The organism is Cronobacter turicensis (assembly GCF_041222865.1).
GTDB lineage: Bacteria > Pseudomonadota > Gammaproteobacteria > Enterobacterales > Enterobacteriaceae > Cronobacter > Cronobacter turicensis.
Genome location: NZ_CP165997.1, coordinates 2,776,582 through 2,795,346, shown reverse-complemented (window position 1 = coordinate 2,795,346; position 18,765 = coordinate 2,776,582). Strand labels below are relative to the sequence as shown.

Here is an 18,765-nt window from a genome sequence, read left to right as displayed (position 1 = left end):
ACAACCGTGGCATTGCGTAGGACGGGTAAGCAACGCGCAACCGCCGGTTTACCCGGGCAACCACGGCATCCCGTAGGGCGGGTAAGCAACGCGCACCCGCCGGTTTACTCGGGTAACCACGGCATCCCGTAGGGTGGGTAAGCAATGCGCAACCGCCAGTCCGCCCGCAGATTACCTCTCATTAAACCGCGCGGCGATTTGCGCGGTCATGCTGTCCAGCAGTTCATAACGGCGGCGATACTCCGCCCGTTTTTTGCTCGCAATCTCTTCAGGCGATTTGCGGGCGATCTGCAACGGCATATGGTAAAGCCCCTGCGTATCCTTATAGCCGCCGAGCGATTCCCAGAAGCTGTCGTAGTCGGCGTGCAGTTTGTCCTTTTTCTTCTTCGCGTAGCGCCAGCTACGGTAGATATGCGTCTCATTGCTGACAGCGAGTATCTGACTTACCGCAAAACGCTGCGCCAGCAGGCAAACCGCTTCCAGCAGCAGGCGCTTAGGAAACAGACCGTGGCAGGCTTTAGTCGCCACCTGAATCTGATCGTGCTCAACCCAGGCTTTGGCGCCCTGTAAGCCGCCGATAAACAGCGCAGATTCACCGTCCACCTCGCAGAGCGTAAAGGTCATTTCAGCAAGCGCGACGCCCGCGGCGTCACGGAAAATCGCCGTCGTTTCGCCTTCTTTATCCAGATCCGCGACGGCGGCAAGATCCACATGATACTGCGCGTCGTTTTTCCCGGTGAGCAGGGCAAGCGTGACGCCTTTACGCGTCAGATGTCCCTGCATCAGCGCGTCGGGCAGAAGGCGGGCGATATGCTGGTAATGATATTCCAGCGCCGCCAGCGCCGTTTTACGCGAGATATTGACCGACAGCCACGGCCGGTGCAGACGGCACGGCAGGCCTGGCTGCGCATAGAGCAACGCGTCGAGCATCGGCTGGCGCGCGAGTACCGCAAGCCAGCGACGGGTCGCAAAAGGGGTCGCCAGCGAGCGCAGAATAAATTTCCGGCGATAGGCTGGGTTCTGCCAGGCAAGGCCCGGCGTTTTCTGGCCTGTCGCGAGCAGACGAAAGAGTTGCCAGGCGTTGTAGGCTGGCGGCTGAATGGATATTTCGGCAAGTGCGGACATAACCTGGTCTCGTGATGAAGTCTCAGGCTATGGGAACAAACTATCACTCAACGCAATATCAACGCCGTGGTTTATTTGTTGGCCGCATAGGGTTTGGTTGAGAATGCGTTTAGAATAGGAGAGCACACTCTGTTTACTCGTCCGAAACGTCAGGAAAGATATGAAGCTTAAGGGAAGGATCAAGAAGCGCTACGTGGTGCTGGTTCTGGTTATCGTTATCGGCGCGGTCTGGCTCTGGAAGACACTGAATGCGCCTCTGCCCCGTTATCAGACCATGCTGGTGCGCAAAGGAGATTTGCAACAAAGCGTGCTCGCGACCGGCAAGCTCGACGCGCTGCGTAAAGTGGATGTCGGCGCGCAGGTGAGCGGCCAGCTCAAAACGTTATCGGTCAATATCGGCGATAAAGTGAAAAAAGATCAGCTTCTCGGCGTTATCGATCCTGAGCAGGCTGAAAACCAGATTAAAGAAGTGGAAGCGACGTTAATGGAGTTGCGCGCCCAGCGACGCCAGGCCGAGGCGGAGATGAAACTCGCCCGCGTCACGCTTTCTCGCCAGCAGCAGCTTGCCCGCACGCAGGCGATTTCGCGCCAGGATCTCGATACAGCCGCGACCGAGCTTGCGGTGAAAGAGGCGCAGATCGGCACTATCGATGCGCAGATCAAGCGCAATCAGGCCTCGCTCAGCACAGCCAACACTAACCTCGATTACACCCGCATCACCGCGCCCATTGCCGGTGAAGTGACGCAGATAACCACGCTGCAGGGCCAGACGGTCATCGCCGCGCAGCAGGCGCCTAACATCCTGACGCTCGCCGATCTCAGCACCATGCTGGTGAAGGCGCAGGTCTCCGAAGCAGATATCATCCACCTGAAACCGGGCCAGAAAGCCTGGTTTACCGTGCTTGGCGATCCGCTGACCCGCTACGAAGGGCGGCTAAAAGATATTCTTCCGACGCCTGAGAAAATCAACGACGCCATTTTTTACTATGCCCGTTTTGAAGTGCCCAACCCGCAGGGCGTGCTGCGCCTGGATATGACCGCGCAGGTGCATATTCAGCTCGGCGGCGTCGACGATGTGCTGACCATTCCGCTGGCGGCGCTGGGCGAGCCGGTAGGCGATAACCGCTATAAGGTGACGCTGCTGCGTAACGGCGAAACCCGCGAGCGCGAAGTGACTATCGGCGCGCGTAACGACACGCAGGTTGAAGTGGTGCAGGGGCTTGCAGAAGGTGATGAAGTGGTTATTGGTCGCGCGAGCGGGAGCGATCAATGACGGCGCTGCTTGAGCTGCGCGATATTCGCCGTAGCTATCCGTCGGGCGAAACGGAGGTCGAGGTCTTAAAAGGCGTCACGCTGACCATCAATGCCGGTGAAATGGTGGCGATTGTCGGCGCGTCCGGCTCCGGCAAATCGACGCTGATGAATATTCTCGGCTGTCTCGATAAGCCGAGCAGCGGCAGCTACAAGGTGGCGGGCGTGGATGTGGCGACGCTTGGCGACGACGCGCTCGCCCGTCTGCGGCGCGAGCATTTCGGCTTTATTTTCCAGCGCTACCATCTGCTCTCGCACCTGACGGCCGCGCAGAATGTTGAAGTGCCTGCTATTTATGCCGGCACCGGGCGGGCCGCGCGTCAGGCGCGGGCGCGCGAATTACTGGCGCGGCTTGGCCTTGAAGCGCGCGTCGAGTATCAGCCCTCGCAACTTTCCGGCGGTCAGCAGCAGCGCGTGTGTATCGCCCGCGCGCTGATGAACGGCGGGCAGGTGATTCTGGCCGACGAACCGACCGGCGCGCTCGACAGCCATTCCGGCGAAGAGGTGATCGCGACCTTAAAACAGCTGCGCGACCGCGGGCACACGGTGATTATCGTCACCCACGATCCTGATGTCGCCGCCCAGGCTGAACGCATTATCGAAATTCGCGACGGGGAGATAATCAGTAACCCGCCGCCGGTCGGGAAACGCGACGTGGCCGGGCTGTCTGCGCAGCCGCACGACGCCCCGGCGTTAGGGCAGTTTATCAATAGCTTTCGTGAAGCGCTGACCATGGCCTGGCTTGCGATGGCGGCCAACAAGATGCGCACGCTGCTGACCATGCTCGGAATTATCATTGGCATCGCGTCAGTCGTTTCTATTGTGGTGGTCGGCGACGCCGCCAAACAGATGGTGCTGGAGGATATTCGCTCCATCGGCACTAACACGATAGATGTCTATCCCGGCAAAGATTTTGGCGATGACGATCCGCAATATCAGCAGGCGTTGCAGTATGACGATCTGCAGGCTATCCAGCGCCAGCCGTGGGTGAGCTCCGCCACGCCGACGGTGTCGCAAAGCCTGCGCCTGCGCTATGGCAACGTGGATGTCGCCGCCAGCGCTAACGGCGTGAGCGGGCAATATTTTAACGTCTACGGCATGACCTTCAGCGAAGGCAACACCTTCAACGACGAGCAGTTGCGCGGCCGCGCGCAGGTGGTGGTTATCGACAGCAACGCGCGCCGCCAGCTCTTTCCCAACAAGGCGAACGTGGTGGGCGAAGTGGTGCTGGTCGGCAATATGCCCGCAACGGTCATCGGCGTGGCGGAAGAGAAGCAGTCGATGTTCGGCAGCAGCAAAATTCTGCGGGTATGGATGCCGTACAGCACGATGTCTGGGCGCATTATGGGGCAGTCGTGGCTGAACTCCATTACGGTGCGGGTAAAAGAGGGCTACGACAGCGGTGAGGCGGAGCAGCAGTTGACGCGTCTCCTGTCGTTGCGCCACGGCAAAAAAGACTTTTTCACCTGGAATATGGACGGCGTGTTGAAAACGGCGGAAAAGACCACACGTACTCTTCAACTGTTTTTAACGCTGGTGGCGGTAATTTCGCTGGTGGTGGGCGGTATCGGGGTGATGAATATCATGCTGGTGTCGGTAACCGAGCGCACGCGAGAGATCGGCATTCGTATGGCGGTCGGCGCGCGTAAGAGCGATGTGCTGCAACAGTTTTTGATTGAGGCGGTGCTGGTCTGCCTGGTGGGCGGCGCGCTCGGCATCGGGCTTTCATTGCTGATCGCGTTTGCTTTACAGCTGATTTTACCAGGCTGGGAAATAGGTTTCTCGCCTGTGGCGCTGTTGACGGCGTTTTTGTGCTCAAGCGCGACGGGGGTGCTGTTCGGCTGGCTGCCCGCCCGCAACGCCGCCAGACTCAATCCTGTTGACGCGCTTGCCCGAGAATAAATAAAAATGCCAGTCCCCGGGACTGGCATTTCAGGAGCAGGATGTACACAATGAAACAGAAGAGTTACGCAACTGCGGGTGCGACTTCTGCTTCAAGAGGGACAATAACGCTGGCATGGTTGCCTTTGGGACCCTGATGCACATCGAACCTCACGACTTGTCCGGCTTTCAGCGTTCTGTAGCCGTCCATCTGGATTGTAGAGTAGTGCGCGAAAATATCTTCGCCGCCGCCTTCAGGGCAGATGAACCCAAACCCTTTGGCGTTATTGAACCATTTAACAGTACCCGTCTCCATGCTTCGACATCCTTCATAAGTCTTATTGAGTAAGATGGATTGAACCGGTGGGTGAGGGGGGCTGTTCAAAACCTCGCCAACTCACGCTTGTACAATTTAGAGAAATCGCACTCTGCGTCAAGCGTTCACGGGGGTCTGGCTGGTGGTATTGAGTCAAAATTTTGAAGCAGTTAACGCTATTTTCATTAATGTGACAGAGCTCGCGAATACCAGTGATAGCTGGTCGCTTACTGAACATTAGGGTAGATTCGGGATGCGTATTACACTCAACCAGAGCGCCGGAAAACACGCTGGCTGTACTGTTTAACCATGATGACGACTGGCAATGAGTAAAGACAAAAGTTGGCTGGATTTTGACCATTTGGCGGAAGATGATCTGCGCGAAGCGCTAAAACCGCCATCCATGTATAAAGTTATATTAATGAACGACGATTACACGCCGATGGAATTTGTTATTGACGTGCTACAAAAGTTCTTTTCTTATGATGTAGAACGTGCGACGCAACTGATGCTCACGGTTCACTATCAGGGGAAAGCCATCTGTGGCGTTTTCACCGCGGAAGTGGCGGAAACCAAAGTGGCGCTGGTGAACAAATATGCGAGGGAGAACGACCATCCGTTGTTGTGTACGCTGGAAAAAGCCTGATTAAGGCAAACTATTGAGGGGGTGCCCTATGCTCAACCAGGAACTGGAACTCAGTTTAAACATGGCTTTCGCCAGAGCGCGCGAGCACCGACATGAGTTTATGACCGTCGAGCATCTGTTACTGGCTCTGCTCAGTAACCCATCGGCACGGGAGGCGCTTGAAGCCTGCTCCGTGGATCTGGTGGCGCTGCGTCAGGAACTCGAAGCCTTCATTGAACAAACCACACCCGTCCTGCCCGCAAGCGAAGAGGAGCGCGACACTCAGCCGACGCTTAGCTTCCAGCGCGTGTTGCAGCGCGCCGTGTTCCATGTCCAGTCCTCCGGCCGTAGCGAAGTGACTGGCGCCAATGTCTTAGTGGCTATCTTCAGCGAACAGGAGTCCCAGGCGGCCTATCTGTTGCGTAAACATGAAGTCAGTCGCCTCGATGTGGTGAATTTCATCTCCCACGGTACCCGTAAAGACGAGCCGGGCCAGGCGCCGGGCAATGACAATCCGGTCAACGAAGAGCAGGCAGGCGGGGAGGAGCGTATGGAAAACTTCACCACCAATCTCAATCAGCTTGCCCGCGTTGGCGGCATCGATCCGCTGATTGGCCGCGATAAAGAGCTTGAGCGCGCGATTCAGGTGCTCTGCCGTCGCCGGAAAAACAACCCGCTGCTGGTGGGCGAGTCCGGCGTCGGGAAAACCGCGATTGCCGAGGGGCTCGCCTGGCGTATCGTGCAGGGCGACGTTCCGGAAGTGATGGCCGACTGCACTATCTACGCGCTGGATATCGGCTCGCTGCTGGCGGGCACCAAATACCGCGGCGATTTTGAAAAACGCTTTAAGGCGCTGCTCAAACAGCTGGAACAGGATAACAACAGCATTCTGTTTATCGATGAAATCCATACCATCATCGGCGCGGGCGCGGCTTCCGGCGGCCAGGTCGATGCGGCAAACCTGATCAAACCGCTGCTCTCCAGCGGCAAAATCCGGGTGATGGGCTCCACGACGTATCAGGAGTTCAGCAACATTTTCGAAAAAGACCGCGCGCTGGCGCGTCGCTTCCAGAAAATCGACATCACCGAGCCGAGCGTTGAGGAAACCGTACAGATCATTAACGGCCTGAAGCCGAAATATGAAGCGCATCACGACGTCCGTTACACCGCGAAAGCAGTACGCGCGGCGGTGGAGCTGGCGGTGAAATATATCAACGACCGCCATCTGCCGGATAAAGCCATTGACGTCATCGACGAAGCGGGCGCGCGTGCGCGTCTGATGCCGGTCAGCAAGCGTAAGAAAACCGTCAATGTGGCGGATATCGAAACTGTGGTTGCCCGTATCGCGCGTATCCCGGAGAAGAGCGTGTCGCAAAGCGATCGCGATACGCTGAAAAATCTGGGCGATCGCCTGAAAATGCTGGTGTTTGGTCAGGATAAAGCCATTGAGGCATTAACCGAAGCCATCAAAATGAGCCGCGCGGGGCTGGGGCATGACCGTAAACCGGTGGGCTCTTTCCTCTTCGCAGGCCCAACCGGCGTTGGGAAAACCGAGGTGACGGTGCAGTTATCAAAAGCGCTGGGGATTGAGCTGCTGCGTTTTGATATGTCCGAGTATATGGAACGCCATACCGTCAGTCGCCTGATCGGCGCGCCTCCGGGCTATGTCGGTTTTGATCAGGGCGGTCTGCTGACCGACGCGGTCATCAAACATCCGCATGCGGTGCTGCTGCTTGATGAAATCGAAAAAGCGCATCCGGACGTCTTTAACCTGCTGCTGCAGGTGATGGACAACGGCACGCTGACCGATAACAACGGGCGCAAAGCGGATTTCCGCAACGTGATTCTGGTGATGACCACCAACGCCGGCGTGCGTGAAACCGAGCGTAAATCGATAGGGCTTATCCGTCAGGACAACAGCACCGACGCGATGGAGGAGATCAAAAAGATCTTCACGCCGGAGTTCCGCAACCGTCTCGACAATATTATCTGGTTCAACCATCTCTCTACCGAGGTGATTCATCAGGTGGTCGACAAGTTCATCGTCGAACTGCAGGCGCAGCTTGACCAGAAAGGCGTCTCCCTGGAAGTTACCCAGGAAGCGCGTGACTGGCTGGCCGAGAAAGGCTATGACCGTGCGATGGGCGCACGCCCCATGACCCGTGTGATTCAGGATAACCTGAAGAAACCGCTGGCCAACGAACTGCTCTTCGGTTCGCTGGTGGATGGCGGTCAGGTCGCCGTCGCGCTGGATAAAGAAGGCGATAAGCTGACGTACAGCTTCCAGAGCGCGCAGAAGCATAAGCCTGAAGCCGCGCACTAAAGCAGTACGCCTGTAAAACACAACGCCGGATAGCGATATCCGGCGTTTTTTTATGGCGTTTTCATGGGGTTTACGTATAAAAAAAGCGCCGCGAAAGGGCGGCGCTTTTTCTCAGGCTGGCGCGGCAAACGGCGGCGCGGCCTGGCTTCTCTTAATAAGAAGCCGGTATAAACTTAGCGACTACGGAAGACAATGCGGCCTTTGCTCAGGTCGTACGGGGTCAGCTCAACAGTCACTTTGTCGCCCGTCAGAATGCGGATGTAGTTTTTGCGCATTTTACCGGAGATATGGGCAGTTACCACGTGACCGTTTTCCAGTTCTACGCGGAACATAGTGTTAGGTAACGTTTCAAGAACGGTACCCTGCATTTCAATATTGTCTTCTTTGGCCATCTAATCCTCTGGGGTATCACTACCATAGTTTGAACCGGCAAGATAATGCCCAAGTTCACCCATTAAGTAAAGTTTTGCGGGCGAAATGCCCGTCGTACCGCTGCGCCTGCTTGTCTCCACGACAAAACCGCGCGGGCAGCGCAAGCATAACGGGGAGCGTGAGATCCAAAGCGTTGCGTTAACGGAGGGTCCCAAAACGGCGGCAGGGTAATGGCAGTCATTTTCTGCGTGCATAAGTATAACACCCTGACAAAAAATGTGCCGAAAACATTCTGCTATCCTGCGGAGGTAAAAAGGGTTTGCGGCACCCAGCCGCGTTTTTCGAACGGCAACTGGCGAAGCTCAGCCAGCTGTTGTAAATAATCGCGGCGCGGGATCTCGACCGCGCCCAGCGAGGCGGTGTGCGGGTTAAGCACCTGGCAGTCGATAAGCCTGCCGCCCTGCGTTAAAAAGTAGTCGCAAAACACCACCAGCGCGGTTTTTGAGGCATTTTCCCGGCGACTGAACATCGACTCGCCGCAAAACAGCGCGCCCTGCGCCACGCCATACATGCCGCCCACCAGTTCATCGTCCTGCCAGACTTCAATCGAGTGCGCATGGCCCAGTTCATGGAGGCGCTGCCAGGCGATAACCACATCGTTGGTTATCCAGGTACCGTCGTCGCGATCGCTGGCGCAGCCCTGAATAACGGCGCTAAAGGCGTGATTCAGCGTCACGCGATAAGGCGAGCGGCGGTGAAAACGCTTCATACTACGGCTGACGTGCAGCCGGTCGGGCCAGAGCACCGCGCGCGGATCCGGCGACCACCATAAAATCGGGTCGCCTGGTGAAAACCACGGAAAAATGCCGTGCTGATAGGCCATCATCAGGCGCGCCGGGCTGAGATCGCCGCCTAATGCCAGTAAGCCGTTGGGTTCACGTAACGCTCCCTCAGGCGAGGGGAAAGCAATCGAATGACGAGAAAGCTGCACCAGACGCATCACAACGGCGCTCCCTGACAACAGTGCCAAATATCAATCAATGATAGTGTACTGAGCGCGCGCGAAACTGATAATAACGTCCCTGCAGCGCCAGTAATTCCTTGTGACTACCTTGTTCAGTAATCTGCCCGCTGTCCATGACAATGATGCGATCGAACGCCGTCAGTCCCTGCAGGCGATGCGTGACCATCAGCAGCGTTTTCTCTGCGGCGACCTCTTTAACAAGTGCCAGTATCTGTCGCTCGGTTTCGGCATCCAGCCCTTCCGTCGGCTCATCCAGTAAAAGCACTGGCGCGTCATGCAGCAGCGCGCGGGCGATGCCGAGACGGCGTAGTTCCCCGCCGGATAGCTGGCGTCCACCTTCGCCAAGCCAGGCGTTCAGCCCGTCGTCTTCCAGCAGTTTTTCAAGCCCTACGCGGGCGAGTACTGCGCCGAGCGCGGCGTCATCGGCCTGCGGCGCGGCGAGCCGGAGATTATCGCGAAGCGTGGCGCTAAAAAGATGCACGCGCTGCGGCACGACGCTCATGGTCGCGCGCAGCGCCGCTTCGTGGTATTCGCTAATGGAAACGCCGCCAAGCGCCACGTCGCCGGAGGTCGGGTCCCAGGCGCGGGTCAAAAGTTGCAGCAGCGTCGACTTCCCGCAGCCGGTGCGCCCAAGGATAGCGATGTGCTCGCCCGGCGCGACATCAAGCGTAATATCGCGCAGCGCAGGCTGAGGCTGGCCCGGAAAGCTGAAGCTCACGTTACGCAGCGACAGCGAGGCCTCGTGCGGAGCGTCTGCGCCCGGCTTAGCAAAAGTGATGTCAGCAGGCTGGTCAATCACCTCGCTCACGCGACGCGCGGAGGCGATAACCTGGCCCAGGTGCTGGAACGCGCCGCCCACCGGCGCCAGCGCTTCAAAGGCGGCCAGCGCGCAGAAGACAAACAGCGCGATAAGCGAGCCGGGTGTGCTGTTGCCCCCAACGCCGCCTGCGGCCAGCCACAGGATCAGCACCACCGTCATGCCGCTTATCAGCATCATCATCGCCTGCGAGAGCGCCGTCAGCCCGGCCTGGCGACGCTGCGCCTCGTGCCAGATCTGCTCGGTCGCATCAAGATTATCGCGATAGCGCCCGGCCGCGCCGAAAATCGACAATTCCGCCTGGCCCTGCAACCAGCCTGTCAGTTGCTGGCGGTAGCTGGCGCGAAGCATCGTCAGCGCTTCGCCCACCGGACGACCGGCGCGATAGAAGAGGGGAGGGAGCAGTAGCAGCGTCGCCAGCATGATCCCGCCGAGCGTCAGCGCCAGCGTCACATCCAGCAGGCTTAAACCGAGCGTCACCACGACAATAACAGCAAGCGCGCCGATCAGCGGTGAAATCACGCGCAGATAGAGGTGATCCAGCGTATCGACATCCGCCACCAGGCGGTTAAGCAATTCGCCCTGACGAAAACGCGCCAGCCCGGACGGAGAGAGCGGCAGCAGGCGACTGAAGGTATAGACGCGCAAGTGCTCCAGCACGCGGAACGTGCCTTCGTGGCTCACCAGGCGCTCAAAGTAACGTCCCGCGGTGCGGATAATCGCGGCACCGCGAACGCCTGCGGCAGGCAGCATATAGTTAAAGCTGTAGAGGCCAGCCATGCCCACCACCGCTGAGGCGGAGAGAAACCAGCCGGAGAGCGTCAACAGGCCGATGCTGGCGAGCAGCGTCACGATAGCCAGCACGACGCCGAGCGACAGCAGCCATTTGTGGCGTTTATAGAGCGCCAGATAGGGTAGTAACCCGCGCATTTAAATCTCCTCCTGACGGTGCGCCAGCAGCGCCGCGAAATAGCCGTCGGCCTCGCTAAGCGTGGCGACGTCGCCGCGCTCCACGATACGCCCGTCGCGCATCACCCAGACTTCATCCCAGGCGGCGATATCATCAATCTGGTGCGTCACCATCAGCGTGGTCTGCGCCAGCGACGCGGTCTCCAGCGCCTGCATCACGCGGCGCTCGCTGCCGGCATCCAGGCTTGCGGAAGGTTCATCGAGCAGCAGCAAACGACACGGCGTTAACAGCGCACGGGCGACCGCCACGCGCTGCGCCTGACCGACGGAGAGGCCGGACGACTGATCGCCGACTGGCGTGTCGACGCCCTGCACCAGCAGCGGTAAGAACTCGCTTACCCACGCTTTATCAAGCGCGGCCTGAAGCTGCGCATCGCTCGCCTCGGGATCGGCCAGTAAGACGTTTTCTTTGAGCGTCCCGGCAGGCAACTGCGGGTTTTGCCCGACCCAGCTTAACTGACGCCGCCAGCTGTCCGGCTCCAGCTCGCGCAGCTCAACACCATTGACGCGCAGCGAGCCTTCATACGGCAGAAACCCGGCCAGCAGATTTAAGAGCGAGCTTTTTCCGGCGCCGCTTTGCCCCACCAGCGCCACGCGTTTACCCGCAGGCAGCGTGAAATTCAGCGGTCCGGCGAGACGTTTCCCCTGCGGAGAGAGGATGGTCAGCCCCTGCGCCTCAAGCGAAATCGGCTCGCAGCCGGGTAACTCCAGCGCGCCTTTCTCAGCATGCTGAATCGGGGTTTCAAGGAAGGTTTTCAGGCTGTCCGCCGCGCCAATAGCCTGCGCTTTGGCATGATAAAAGGTGCCGAGATCGCGCAGCGGCTGGAAGAATTCCGGCGCCAGAATCAGCGCCAGGAAACCGGCGAACAGCGTTACGCCCGTACCGTAATGGCCGAAATTGAGTTCACCCAGGTAAGAGAAGCCGAAATAGACCGCGACCAGCGCGATAGAAAGCGAGGTGAAAAACTCCAGCACGCCGGAGGAGAGAAACGCCAGGCGCAGCACTTCCATCGTGCGCTGGCGGAAATCCTGAGAAGCCGCCTGAATGTTATGCGTTTCCGCCGCGCCGCGGTTGAAAAGGCGCAGGGTTTCCATACCGCGCAGGCGGTCAAGGAAGTTTCCGCTCAGGCGCGCCAGCGCCTGAAAATTGCGGCGGTTGGCATCGGCGGCGCCCATGCCGACCATCGCCATAAACAGCGGAATTAGCGGCGCGGTGCAAAGCAGGATCAGCGCCGCTGCCCAGTTATAAGGGAAAATCGCCAGCACAATCAGCAGCGGCACGCTCGCCGCCAGCGCCATTTGCGGCAGATAGCGGGCGTAGAAATCGTGCATATCGTCGATCTGCTCAAGGATAAGCGTAGCCCAGCTGCCGGCGGGTTTCCCCTGGATCCAGGCAGGCCCGGCCTCCTGTAACCGGTTCATCACCTGCTGACGAATGCGGGCGCGGATATGCTGACCGGCGTGAAACCCGACTTTTTCCCTTAGCCATACCACCCAGGCGCGCAGGACAAAGACCAGAATCAACAGCACAAACGGCAGCAGCTGCGCCTCGCGGGGAATGGCTTTGATTATCAAATCGTTAAGGAGATTGGCCAGCAGCCAGGCCTGCGCGACGATAAGCAAACCGCTCACCACGCCCAGCAGGCGCGACAGGTTAAGCCAGCGGCGGGAGATAACGCTTTGCTGTTTAAGCCAGCGGGTCAGTTCTTGTTGACGGGTTTTATTCATTGCATGCACTGAGCAGTAAAATCCAGAGTGCTCGCCGCAAGGCGAGAGAGCAGGCAATGTTACAACGGGGATAAAAGAAAGGCGACTGATTCGTCGCCTTGTTTAACGTGCGGAATTAACTCTGCTTTTCAGCAAGGCCGTCCAGGTAGCGCTCGGCATCCAGCGCGGCCATACAGCCAGTGCCAGCGGAGGTGATGGCCTGGCGGTAGATATGGTCCATCACATCGCCTGCGGCGAAGACGCCCGGGATGCTGGTCTGGGTGGCGTTGCCGTGAATGCCGGACTGTACTTTGATGTAGCCGTTCTCAAGCTCCAGCTGCCCATCAAAAATCGCGGTGTTCGGGCTGTGGCCGATCGCGACGAACAGGCCTGCAACGTCCAGCGTCTCGACGTTTTCCGGGTTAACCGTATCGCGCAGACGCAGGCCGCTGACGCCCATCTGATCGCCGGTCACTTCTTCCAGCGTGCGGTGGGTATGCAGCACGATGTTGCCGCTTTCCACTTTATCCATCAGGCGTTTTATCAGGATCTTCTCGGCGCGGAACGTGTCGCGGCGATGGATCAGGTGTACTTCAGAGGCGATATTCGCCAGATACAGCGCTTCTTCTACGGCCGTGTTGCCGCCGCCGATAACCGCGACTTTCTGGTTGCGGTAGAAGAATCCGTCACAGGTGGCGCAGGCGGAGACGCCGCGGCCTTTATAGGCTTCTTCAGACGGCAGGCCCAGATAACGCGCGGAGGCGCCGGTGGCGATGATAAGCGCGTCGCAGGTGTATTCGCCGCTGTCGCCGATAAGACGGAACGGACGGTTTTGCAGATCGACCTTGTTGATATGATCGAACAGGATTTCTGTTTCAAACTTCGCGGCATGCTCGTGCATGCGTTCCATCAACAGCGGACCGGTCAGATCGTGCGGGTCGCCCGGCCAGTTTTCCACTTCCGTGGTAGTGGTCAACTGACCGCCTTTTTCCATCCCGGTAATCAGAACCGGCTTCAGGTTGGCGCGCGCCGCGTAGACCGCAGCGGTGTATCCCGCCGGGCCGGAGCCAAGAATTAACAGCTTACTGTGTTTAGCCGTGCCCATGAGATCCTCATTGTTGTTGGCAGACAATGGGCTGGATTGTAGGGAATTTACCGGGCTAAAAAAAGAGTGTGGCAATTTTGTTAACGATTCATGCAATAGCCGCGACCGATAGCGTCATTATTTTTACTGATTAAAAAGCGCGGCGGATAAGGCAGTAAAATGAGGAATAATCGCTGCTCGTTACCACTCTCTGGCACGTTCTACTAAAAATCGATGTTTTGCTTTGACAATCCCCTGCGCTTTTGCGAAAACATTCGAGGAAGAAAAAAGGGTTGGCTTTGGTTGCAGCGCATTCTGGCGCAAGCTTGTGCCAATTTCCGGGCTATTGAAATTCACGCATGGCGTGGACAGACGCCATACGTAATGTCGATAGCTGCCAGTGGGCAACGGTCTTCTAACTGACGCCCTGAACAGTGAAGTGCAACGGGTAATGGCAGGTGTAGGGAAGGAATACAGAGAGACAATAATAATGGTAGATAGCAAGAAGCGCCCTGGCAAAGATCTCGACCGTATCGATCGTAACATTCTTAATGAGCTGCAAAAGGATGGGCGCATTTCTAACGTCGAGCTTTCAAAAAGAGTGGGTCTTTCACCGACGCCGTGCCTTGAGCGCGTTCGTCGTCTGGAACGACAGGGTTTCATTCAGGGCTATACGGCTCTGCTGAACCCGCATTATCTGGATGCCTCACTTCTGGTATTTGTTGAGATTACTCTGAATCGTGGCGCGCCGGATGTGTTTGAGCAGTTCAATTCCGCTGTACAAAAGCTGGAAGAAATTCAGGAGTGCCATCTGGTTTCGGGCGATTTCGACTACCTGTTGAAAACCCGCGTACCGGATATGTCCGCTTACCGTAAGCTGCTGGGCGAAACCCTGCTGCGTCTGCCGGGCGTGAACGACACCCGAACTTACGTCGTGATGGAAGAAGTCAAGCAGAGTAATCGTCTGGTTATTAAGACCCGCTAACACAGAACAGGTGCAAACCGGGCGTAGTTTGATTACACTCCTGTTAATCCATACAGCAGCAGTGGCGGGGTTTCTCGCCACTGCTGTCCGTTTTACCTCATGGACCTGGAGAGCCTGTCTTGAGCCAGGAATACACCGAAGACAAAGAAGTCACACTCACTAAATTAAGCAGCGGGCGACGACTGCTCGAAGCGCTGCTGATCCTCGTGGTGCTGTTTGCCGTCTGGCTGATGGCCGCCCTGCTAAGCTTTAACCCTTCCGATCCGAGCTGGTCACAAACGGCCTGGCATGAGCCTATCCATAATCTGGGCGGCGCGCCCGGGGCCTGGCTTGCGGACACGCTGTTCTTTATTTTCGGCGTGATGGCCTACACCATTCCCGTGATCATGGTGGGCGGCTGCTGGTTTGCCTGGCGTCAGCGCGGTAACGAAGATTACATCGACTATTTCGCCGTAGCGCTGCGCCTTATCGGCGTACTGGCGCTGATCCTCACTTCCTGCGGGCTGGCGGCGATTAACGCCGACGATATCTGGTATTTCGCCTCCGGCGGCGTAATTGGCAGCCTGCTTAGCACTGCGCTTCAGCCGATGCTCAACAGCAGCGGCGGCACCATTGCGCTGCTCTGCGTCTGGGCGGCGGGGCTGACGCTGTTTACCGGCTGGTCCTGGGTCAGCATCGCAGAGAAAATCGGCAGCGTCGTGCTTACCGTGCTGACGTTTGCCAGCAACCGTACCCGCCGTGACGACACCTGGCAGGATGAAGACGACTACGAGGACGATGAAGAGCACGACGAATATGAAGAGGATGAGCGTGAGCCGCAACAGGCGAAAGGGGAATCCCGTCGCGCGCGTATTCTTCGTGGTGCTTTAGCCCGCCGCCAGCGGCTGGCGGACAAATTCAGCAACCCTGTCGCACGCAAAACCGACGCCGCGCTCTTTTCAGGCAAGCGTATGGATGACGCCGACGAGGTGCAATACAGCGTGCGCGGCACCCCTGCGGATGCGGATGACGTCCTGTTCTCTGGCCATAAAGTGACCGAGCCGGACGCGTTTTATGATGAAAACGATCCTCTGCTGAACGGCCACTCGATTGCCGACCCGGCTGCCGTTGCCGCAGCCGCCACGCCTGTAGCGCCTGTCTGGGCCTCGGCGCAAACGGCCATGCCGTCTGAAGCGGTAAATGTACAGGCGCCGGATGTCGCGCCAGAAATAGAATGGCATTCCGCGCCTTCAGCCCCGCAGTCGCATCCGGGCATCGCGCCGGAGCCGGATTACTATGCGCAACCGCCTGTCGCGCAAGCGCCGTTGCAGGAAGAAGCGTACTGGCAGCCCGCGCCGAACAGCGCGCCGGTAGCCCCCGCCTATCAACCTGCGCAACAGCCGCAGCCCTATCAGGCGCAGCAACCGCATCCTGGGGCGTATCAGCCAGCGCCGCATGATCCCTATGCCGAGCCGCAGGCTGAACATTCTGCGCCTGCGCCAGACCCTTATGCGCCGTATGCCTCTTACGCCGCGCCGGAACCGTACGCCCCGGCACAAGAGGCCGCGCCGGTGTATGAACCAGAGCCCGTCGCGCCGCCGGAAGAGGTCAAACCCGCGCGCCCGCCGCTGTATCATTTCGAAGAAGTGGAAGCGCAGCGCGCCCGCGAGCGCGAACAGCTGGCCGCCTGGTATCAGCCGATTCCTGAGCCGGAAGAGCTTACCCGTAAGCCGGAGCCCATACGCGCGCCTGAGCCTGCGCCTGCCGCGCCGTCATTCTCTGCTGCCGATATCGCAGGCGCTGCCGCGTCCGGCCTGAATGTGGCTGCGCAGGGGGCCGCCGCCGCGGCTTCCGTGCACGCTGCGTCGCAGGCAACGTCTGCGGCAGCGCAAACCGCGGCCGTCGCCTTTACGCCGGTGGCAGGCGAGGCGCCGCGTCCACAGGTGAAAGAGGGCATCGGCCCGCAGCTGCCGCGCCCGAACCGCGTTCGCGTGCCGACGCGTCGTGAACTGGCGTCTTATGGCATCAAACTGCCTTCTCAGCGGATGGCGGAAGAGCGCGCCCGCGAAGAGGCGGAACGTCGCATGGCGCAACAGCAGCACGGCGTTTCCGACGAAGAAGCGGATGCGATGTATCAGGATGAGCTGGCGCGTCAGTTCGCCGCATCCCAGCAGCAGCGTTACGGTGAAGAGTACCAGGCGGAGATGAGCCCGGAAGATGAAGACGCCGCTGAGCAGGCGGAGCTGGCGCGCCAGTTTGCCGCATCGCAGCAGCAGCGTTATTCCGCGGCGCAACCGTCTGGCGCTGCGCCATTTGCGCCGGATGAGACAGCGTATTCTCCGACGACGCGGGTAAGCGAGAGCCCGAGCCAGCCGCTCTTTATGCCGGAGCCTGCCGCGCCACAGCCGCACCATCCGGTACCACCGTCTCAGACGCAACACTATCAACAGCCACCGCAACAGCCACCAGCGCATGTTGCGCCTGCGCAAAGCTACGCGCCGCCGCAAGGTTATACGCCGCAGCCTCAGGCGCCGCAGGGTTACGCACAGCCAACGGCCGCGCATCAGCCGCAGCCTGCCGCACCGACCCAGGGCTACCAGCCGCCTTCAGCGCCTGCTCAGTATCAGGCTCCGTCTCCGGCCGCGCCTGTACAGGCTCAACAGCCGGCATCGCCTCGCGACAGCCTGATCCACCCGCTGCTGATGCGTAATGGTGAAGAACTGCCGAAGCATAAACCGTCCACGCCGTTGCCGTCGCTGGATCTGCTGACGTCGCCGCCTGCGGAAGTTGAGCCGGTAGATACCTTCGCCCTGGAGCAGATGGCGCGTCTGGTGGAAGCGCGTCTCGCCGACTTCCGCATTAAAGCCGATGTCGTGAATTACTCGCCAGGCCCCGTCATTACCCGTTTTGAGCTGAACCTGGCGCCGGGCGTTAAAGCCGCGCGCATCTCTAACCTGTCGCGCGACCTGGCGCGTTCGCTCTCGACCGTCGCCGTGCGCGTGGTGGAAGTGATCCCCGGCAAGCCGTATGTCGGTCTTGAGCTGCCGAATAAAAAGCGCCAGACCGTTTACCTGCGCGAAGTGCTGGACTGCGCGAAATTCCGCGACAACCCGTCGCCGCTGAGCGTGGTGCTGGGTAAAGATATCGCCGGCGATCCGGTCGTGGCGGATCTTGCGAAAATGCCGCACCTGCTGGTGGCCGGTACGACGGGTTCCGGTAAGTCGGTGGGCGTTAACGCCATGATCCTGAGCATGCTCTACAAAGCGACGCCGGAAGACGTGCGCTTTATCATGATCGACCCGAAAATGCTGGAGCTGTCGGTGTATGAAGGCATTCCGCATCTTCTGACCGAAGTGGTCACCGACATGAAAGACGCCGCCAACGCGCTGCGCTGGAGCGTGAATGAAATGGAGCGCCGCTACAAGCTGATGTCGGCGCTCGGCGTGCGTAACCTCGCCGGTTACAACGAGAAGATTGCTGAAGCTAAACGTATGGGCCGTCCAATTCCGGATCCTTACTGGAAACCGGGCGACAGCATGGACGCCACCCATCCGGTGCTGGAAAAACTGCCGTATATCGTGGTTCTGGTCGATGAGTTTGCCGATCTGATGATGACGGTCGGTAAAAAAGTCGAAGAGCTGATCGCGCGTCTCGCGCAGAAAGCGCGTGCGGCGGGTATTCACCTGGTGCTGGCGACACAGCGTCCGTCCGTGGATGTCATCACCGGCCTGATTAAAGCCAACATCCCGACGCGAATCGCGTTTACCGTATCCAGTAAAATCGACTCGCGCACCATTCTCGATCAGGGCGGCGCGGAATCGCTGCTGGGGATGGGGGATATGCTGTACTCCGGCCCGAACTCCTCCATGCCGGTGCGTGTTCACGGCGCCTTCGTGCGTGATGAAGAAGTTCATGCTGTTGTGCAAGACTGGAAAGCGCGCGGCCGTCCGCAATATGTCGACGGCATTACCTCCGACAGCGAAAGCGAGGGCGGTGGCGGCGGCTTTGACGGCGGCGAAGAGCTGGATCCGCTGTTCGATCAGGCCGTCTCGTTCGTGGTGGAAAAACGTAAAGCGTCGATTTCCGGCGTACAGCGTCAGTTCCGCATCGGTTACAACCGCGCGGCGCGCATTATTGAACAGATGGAAATGCAGGGCATCGTCAGCGAGCAGGGCCATAACGGCAACCGCGAAGTGCTGGCGCCGCCGCCGTTCGAGTAACCGTTCTTTTCCCTGCGCACGCGTCGT

At 58.9% G+C, this 18,765-nt stretch carries 13 protein-coding genes; 6 read left to right on the top strand and 7 right to left on the bottom strand.

Annotation, left to right across the window (positions count from 1 at the left end; all coding sequences use genetic code 11):
* Positions 1–171: 171 nt before the first annotated feature.
* Positions 172–1,125, bottom strand: coding sequence for a VirK/YbjX family protein (locus AB8W27_RS13340; protein WP_041923385.1), 954 nt, complete (start codon positions 1,123–1,125; stop codon positions 172–174).
* Positions 1,126–1,285: 160 nt separating this feature from the next.
* Here AB8W27_RS13340 and macA point away from each other — a divergent pair, with 160 nt between their 5' ends.
* Positions 1,286–2,398: a macrolide transporter subunit MacA gene (macA, locus tag AB8W27_RS13335; protein ID WP_015740694.1), complete on the top strand. Its 1,113-nt coding sequence runs from the start codon at positions 1,286–1,288 to the stop codon at positions 2,396–2,398.
* Complete coding sequence (gene macB / locus AB8W27_RS13330) at positions 2,395–4,338, top strand: macrolide ABC transporter ATP-binding protein/permease MacB (RefSeq protein WP_015740695.1); 1,944 nt, start codon at positions 2,395–2,397, stop codon at positions 4,336–4,338. The genes macA and macB overlap by 4 nt, the downstream gene beginning before the upstream one ends.
* A gap of 64 nt (positions 4,339–4,402) precedes the next feature.
* Here macB and cspD read toward each other — a convergent pair whose 3' ends face one another.
* Positions 4,403–4,633: a cold shock-like protein CspD gene (gene cspD, locus AB8W27_RS13325; RefSeq protein ID WP_007768736.1), complete on the bottom strand. Its 231-nt coding sequence runs from the start codon at positions 4,631–4,633 to the stop codon at positions 4,403–4,405.
* A gap of 325 nt (positions 4,634–4,958) precedes the next feature.
* On the opposite strand from cspD, the gene clpS reads away from it, so the two are divergent.
* Both clpS and clpA read left to right on the top strand, forming a co-directional pair.
* The gene (gene clpS, locus AB8W27_RS13320; protein ID WP_004387936.1) at positions 4,959–5,279 is read left to right on the top strand and encodes an ATP-dependent Clp protease adapter ClpS; all 321 of its coding nucleotides are present in this window, start codon (positions 4,959–4,961) and stop codon (positions 5,277–5,279) included.
* A 28-nt stretch (positions 5,280–5,307) separates the two neighbouring features.
* Positions 5,308–7,581 carry an ATP-dependent Clp protease ATP-binding subunit ClpA gene (clpA, locus tag AB8W27_RS13315; protein WP_007768740.1) on the top strand — a complete coding sequence of 758 codons (2,274 nt, stop codon included), beginning with the start codon at positions 5,308–5,310 and terminating at the stop codon, positions 7,579–7,581.
* A gap of 173 nt (positions 7,582–7,754) precedes the next feature.
* Here the strand turns inward: clpA and infA are convergent, their stop codons facing one another.
* The 5 genes from infA to trxB form a co-directional block, all read right to left on the bottom strand.
* Positions 7,755–7,973, bottom strand: coding sequence for a translation initiation factor IF-1 (gene infA / locus AB8W27_RS13310; RefSeq protein ID WP_001040187.1), 219 nt, complete (start codon positions 7,971–7,973; stop codon positions 7,755–7,757).
* Between the two features lie 275 nt (positions 7,974–8,248).
* On the bottom strand, positions 8,249–8,953 hold the full coding sequence (gene aat / locus AB8W27_RS13305) for a leucyl/phenylalanyl-tRNA--protein transferase (protein WP_041923386.1): 705 nt from the start codon (positions 8,951–8,953) through the stop codon (positions 8,249–8,251).
* 37 nt (positions 8,954–8,990) lie between these two features.
* On the bottom strand, positions 8,991–10,724 hold the full coding sequence (gene cydC, locus AB8W27_RS13300; RefSeq protein WP_015740700.1) for a cysteine/glutathione ABC transporter ATP-binding protein/permease CydC: 1,734 nt from the start codon (positions 10,722–10,724) through the stop codon (positions 8,991–8,993).
* Positions 10,725–12,491, bottom strand: a complete 1,767-nt coding sequence (cydD, locus tag AB8W27_RS13295; RefSeq protein WP_015740701.1) for a cysteine/glutathione ABC transporter permease/ATP-binding protein CydD — start codon at positions 12,489–12,491, stop codon at positions 10,725–10,727. It lies immediately after the preceding gene.
* 115 nt (positions 12,492–12,606) lie between these two features.
* Positions 12,607–13,575, bottom strand: a complete 969-nt coding sequence (trxB, locus tag AB8W27_RS13290) for a thioredoxin-disulfide reductase (RefSeq protein ID WP_015740702.1) — start codon at positions 13,573–13,575, stop codon at positions 12,607–12,609.
* A gap of 469 nt (positions 13,576–14,044) precedes the next feature.
* On the opposite strand from trxB, the gene lrp reads away from it, so the two are divergent.
* Together lrp and ftsK are read left to right on the top strand one after the other, a co-directional pair.
* Positions 14,045–14,539: a leucine-responsive transcriptional regulator Lrp gene (lrp, locus tag AB8W27_RS13285; RefSeq protein ID WP_002439523.1), complete on the top strand. Its 495-nt coding sequence runs from the start codon at positions 14,045–14,047 to the stop codon at positions 14,537–14,539.
* A 119-nt stretch (positions 14,540–14,658) separates the two neighbouring features.
* Positions 14,659–18,738, top strand: coding sequence for a DNA translocase FtsK (gene ftsK / locus AB8W27_RS13280; protein WP_041923387.1), 4,080 nt, complete (start codon positions 14,659–14,661; stop codon positions 18,736–18,738).
* Positions 18,739–18,765 lie beyond the last annotated feature (27 nt).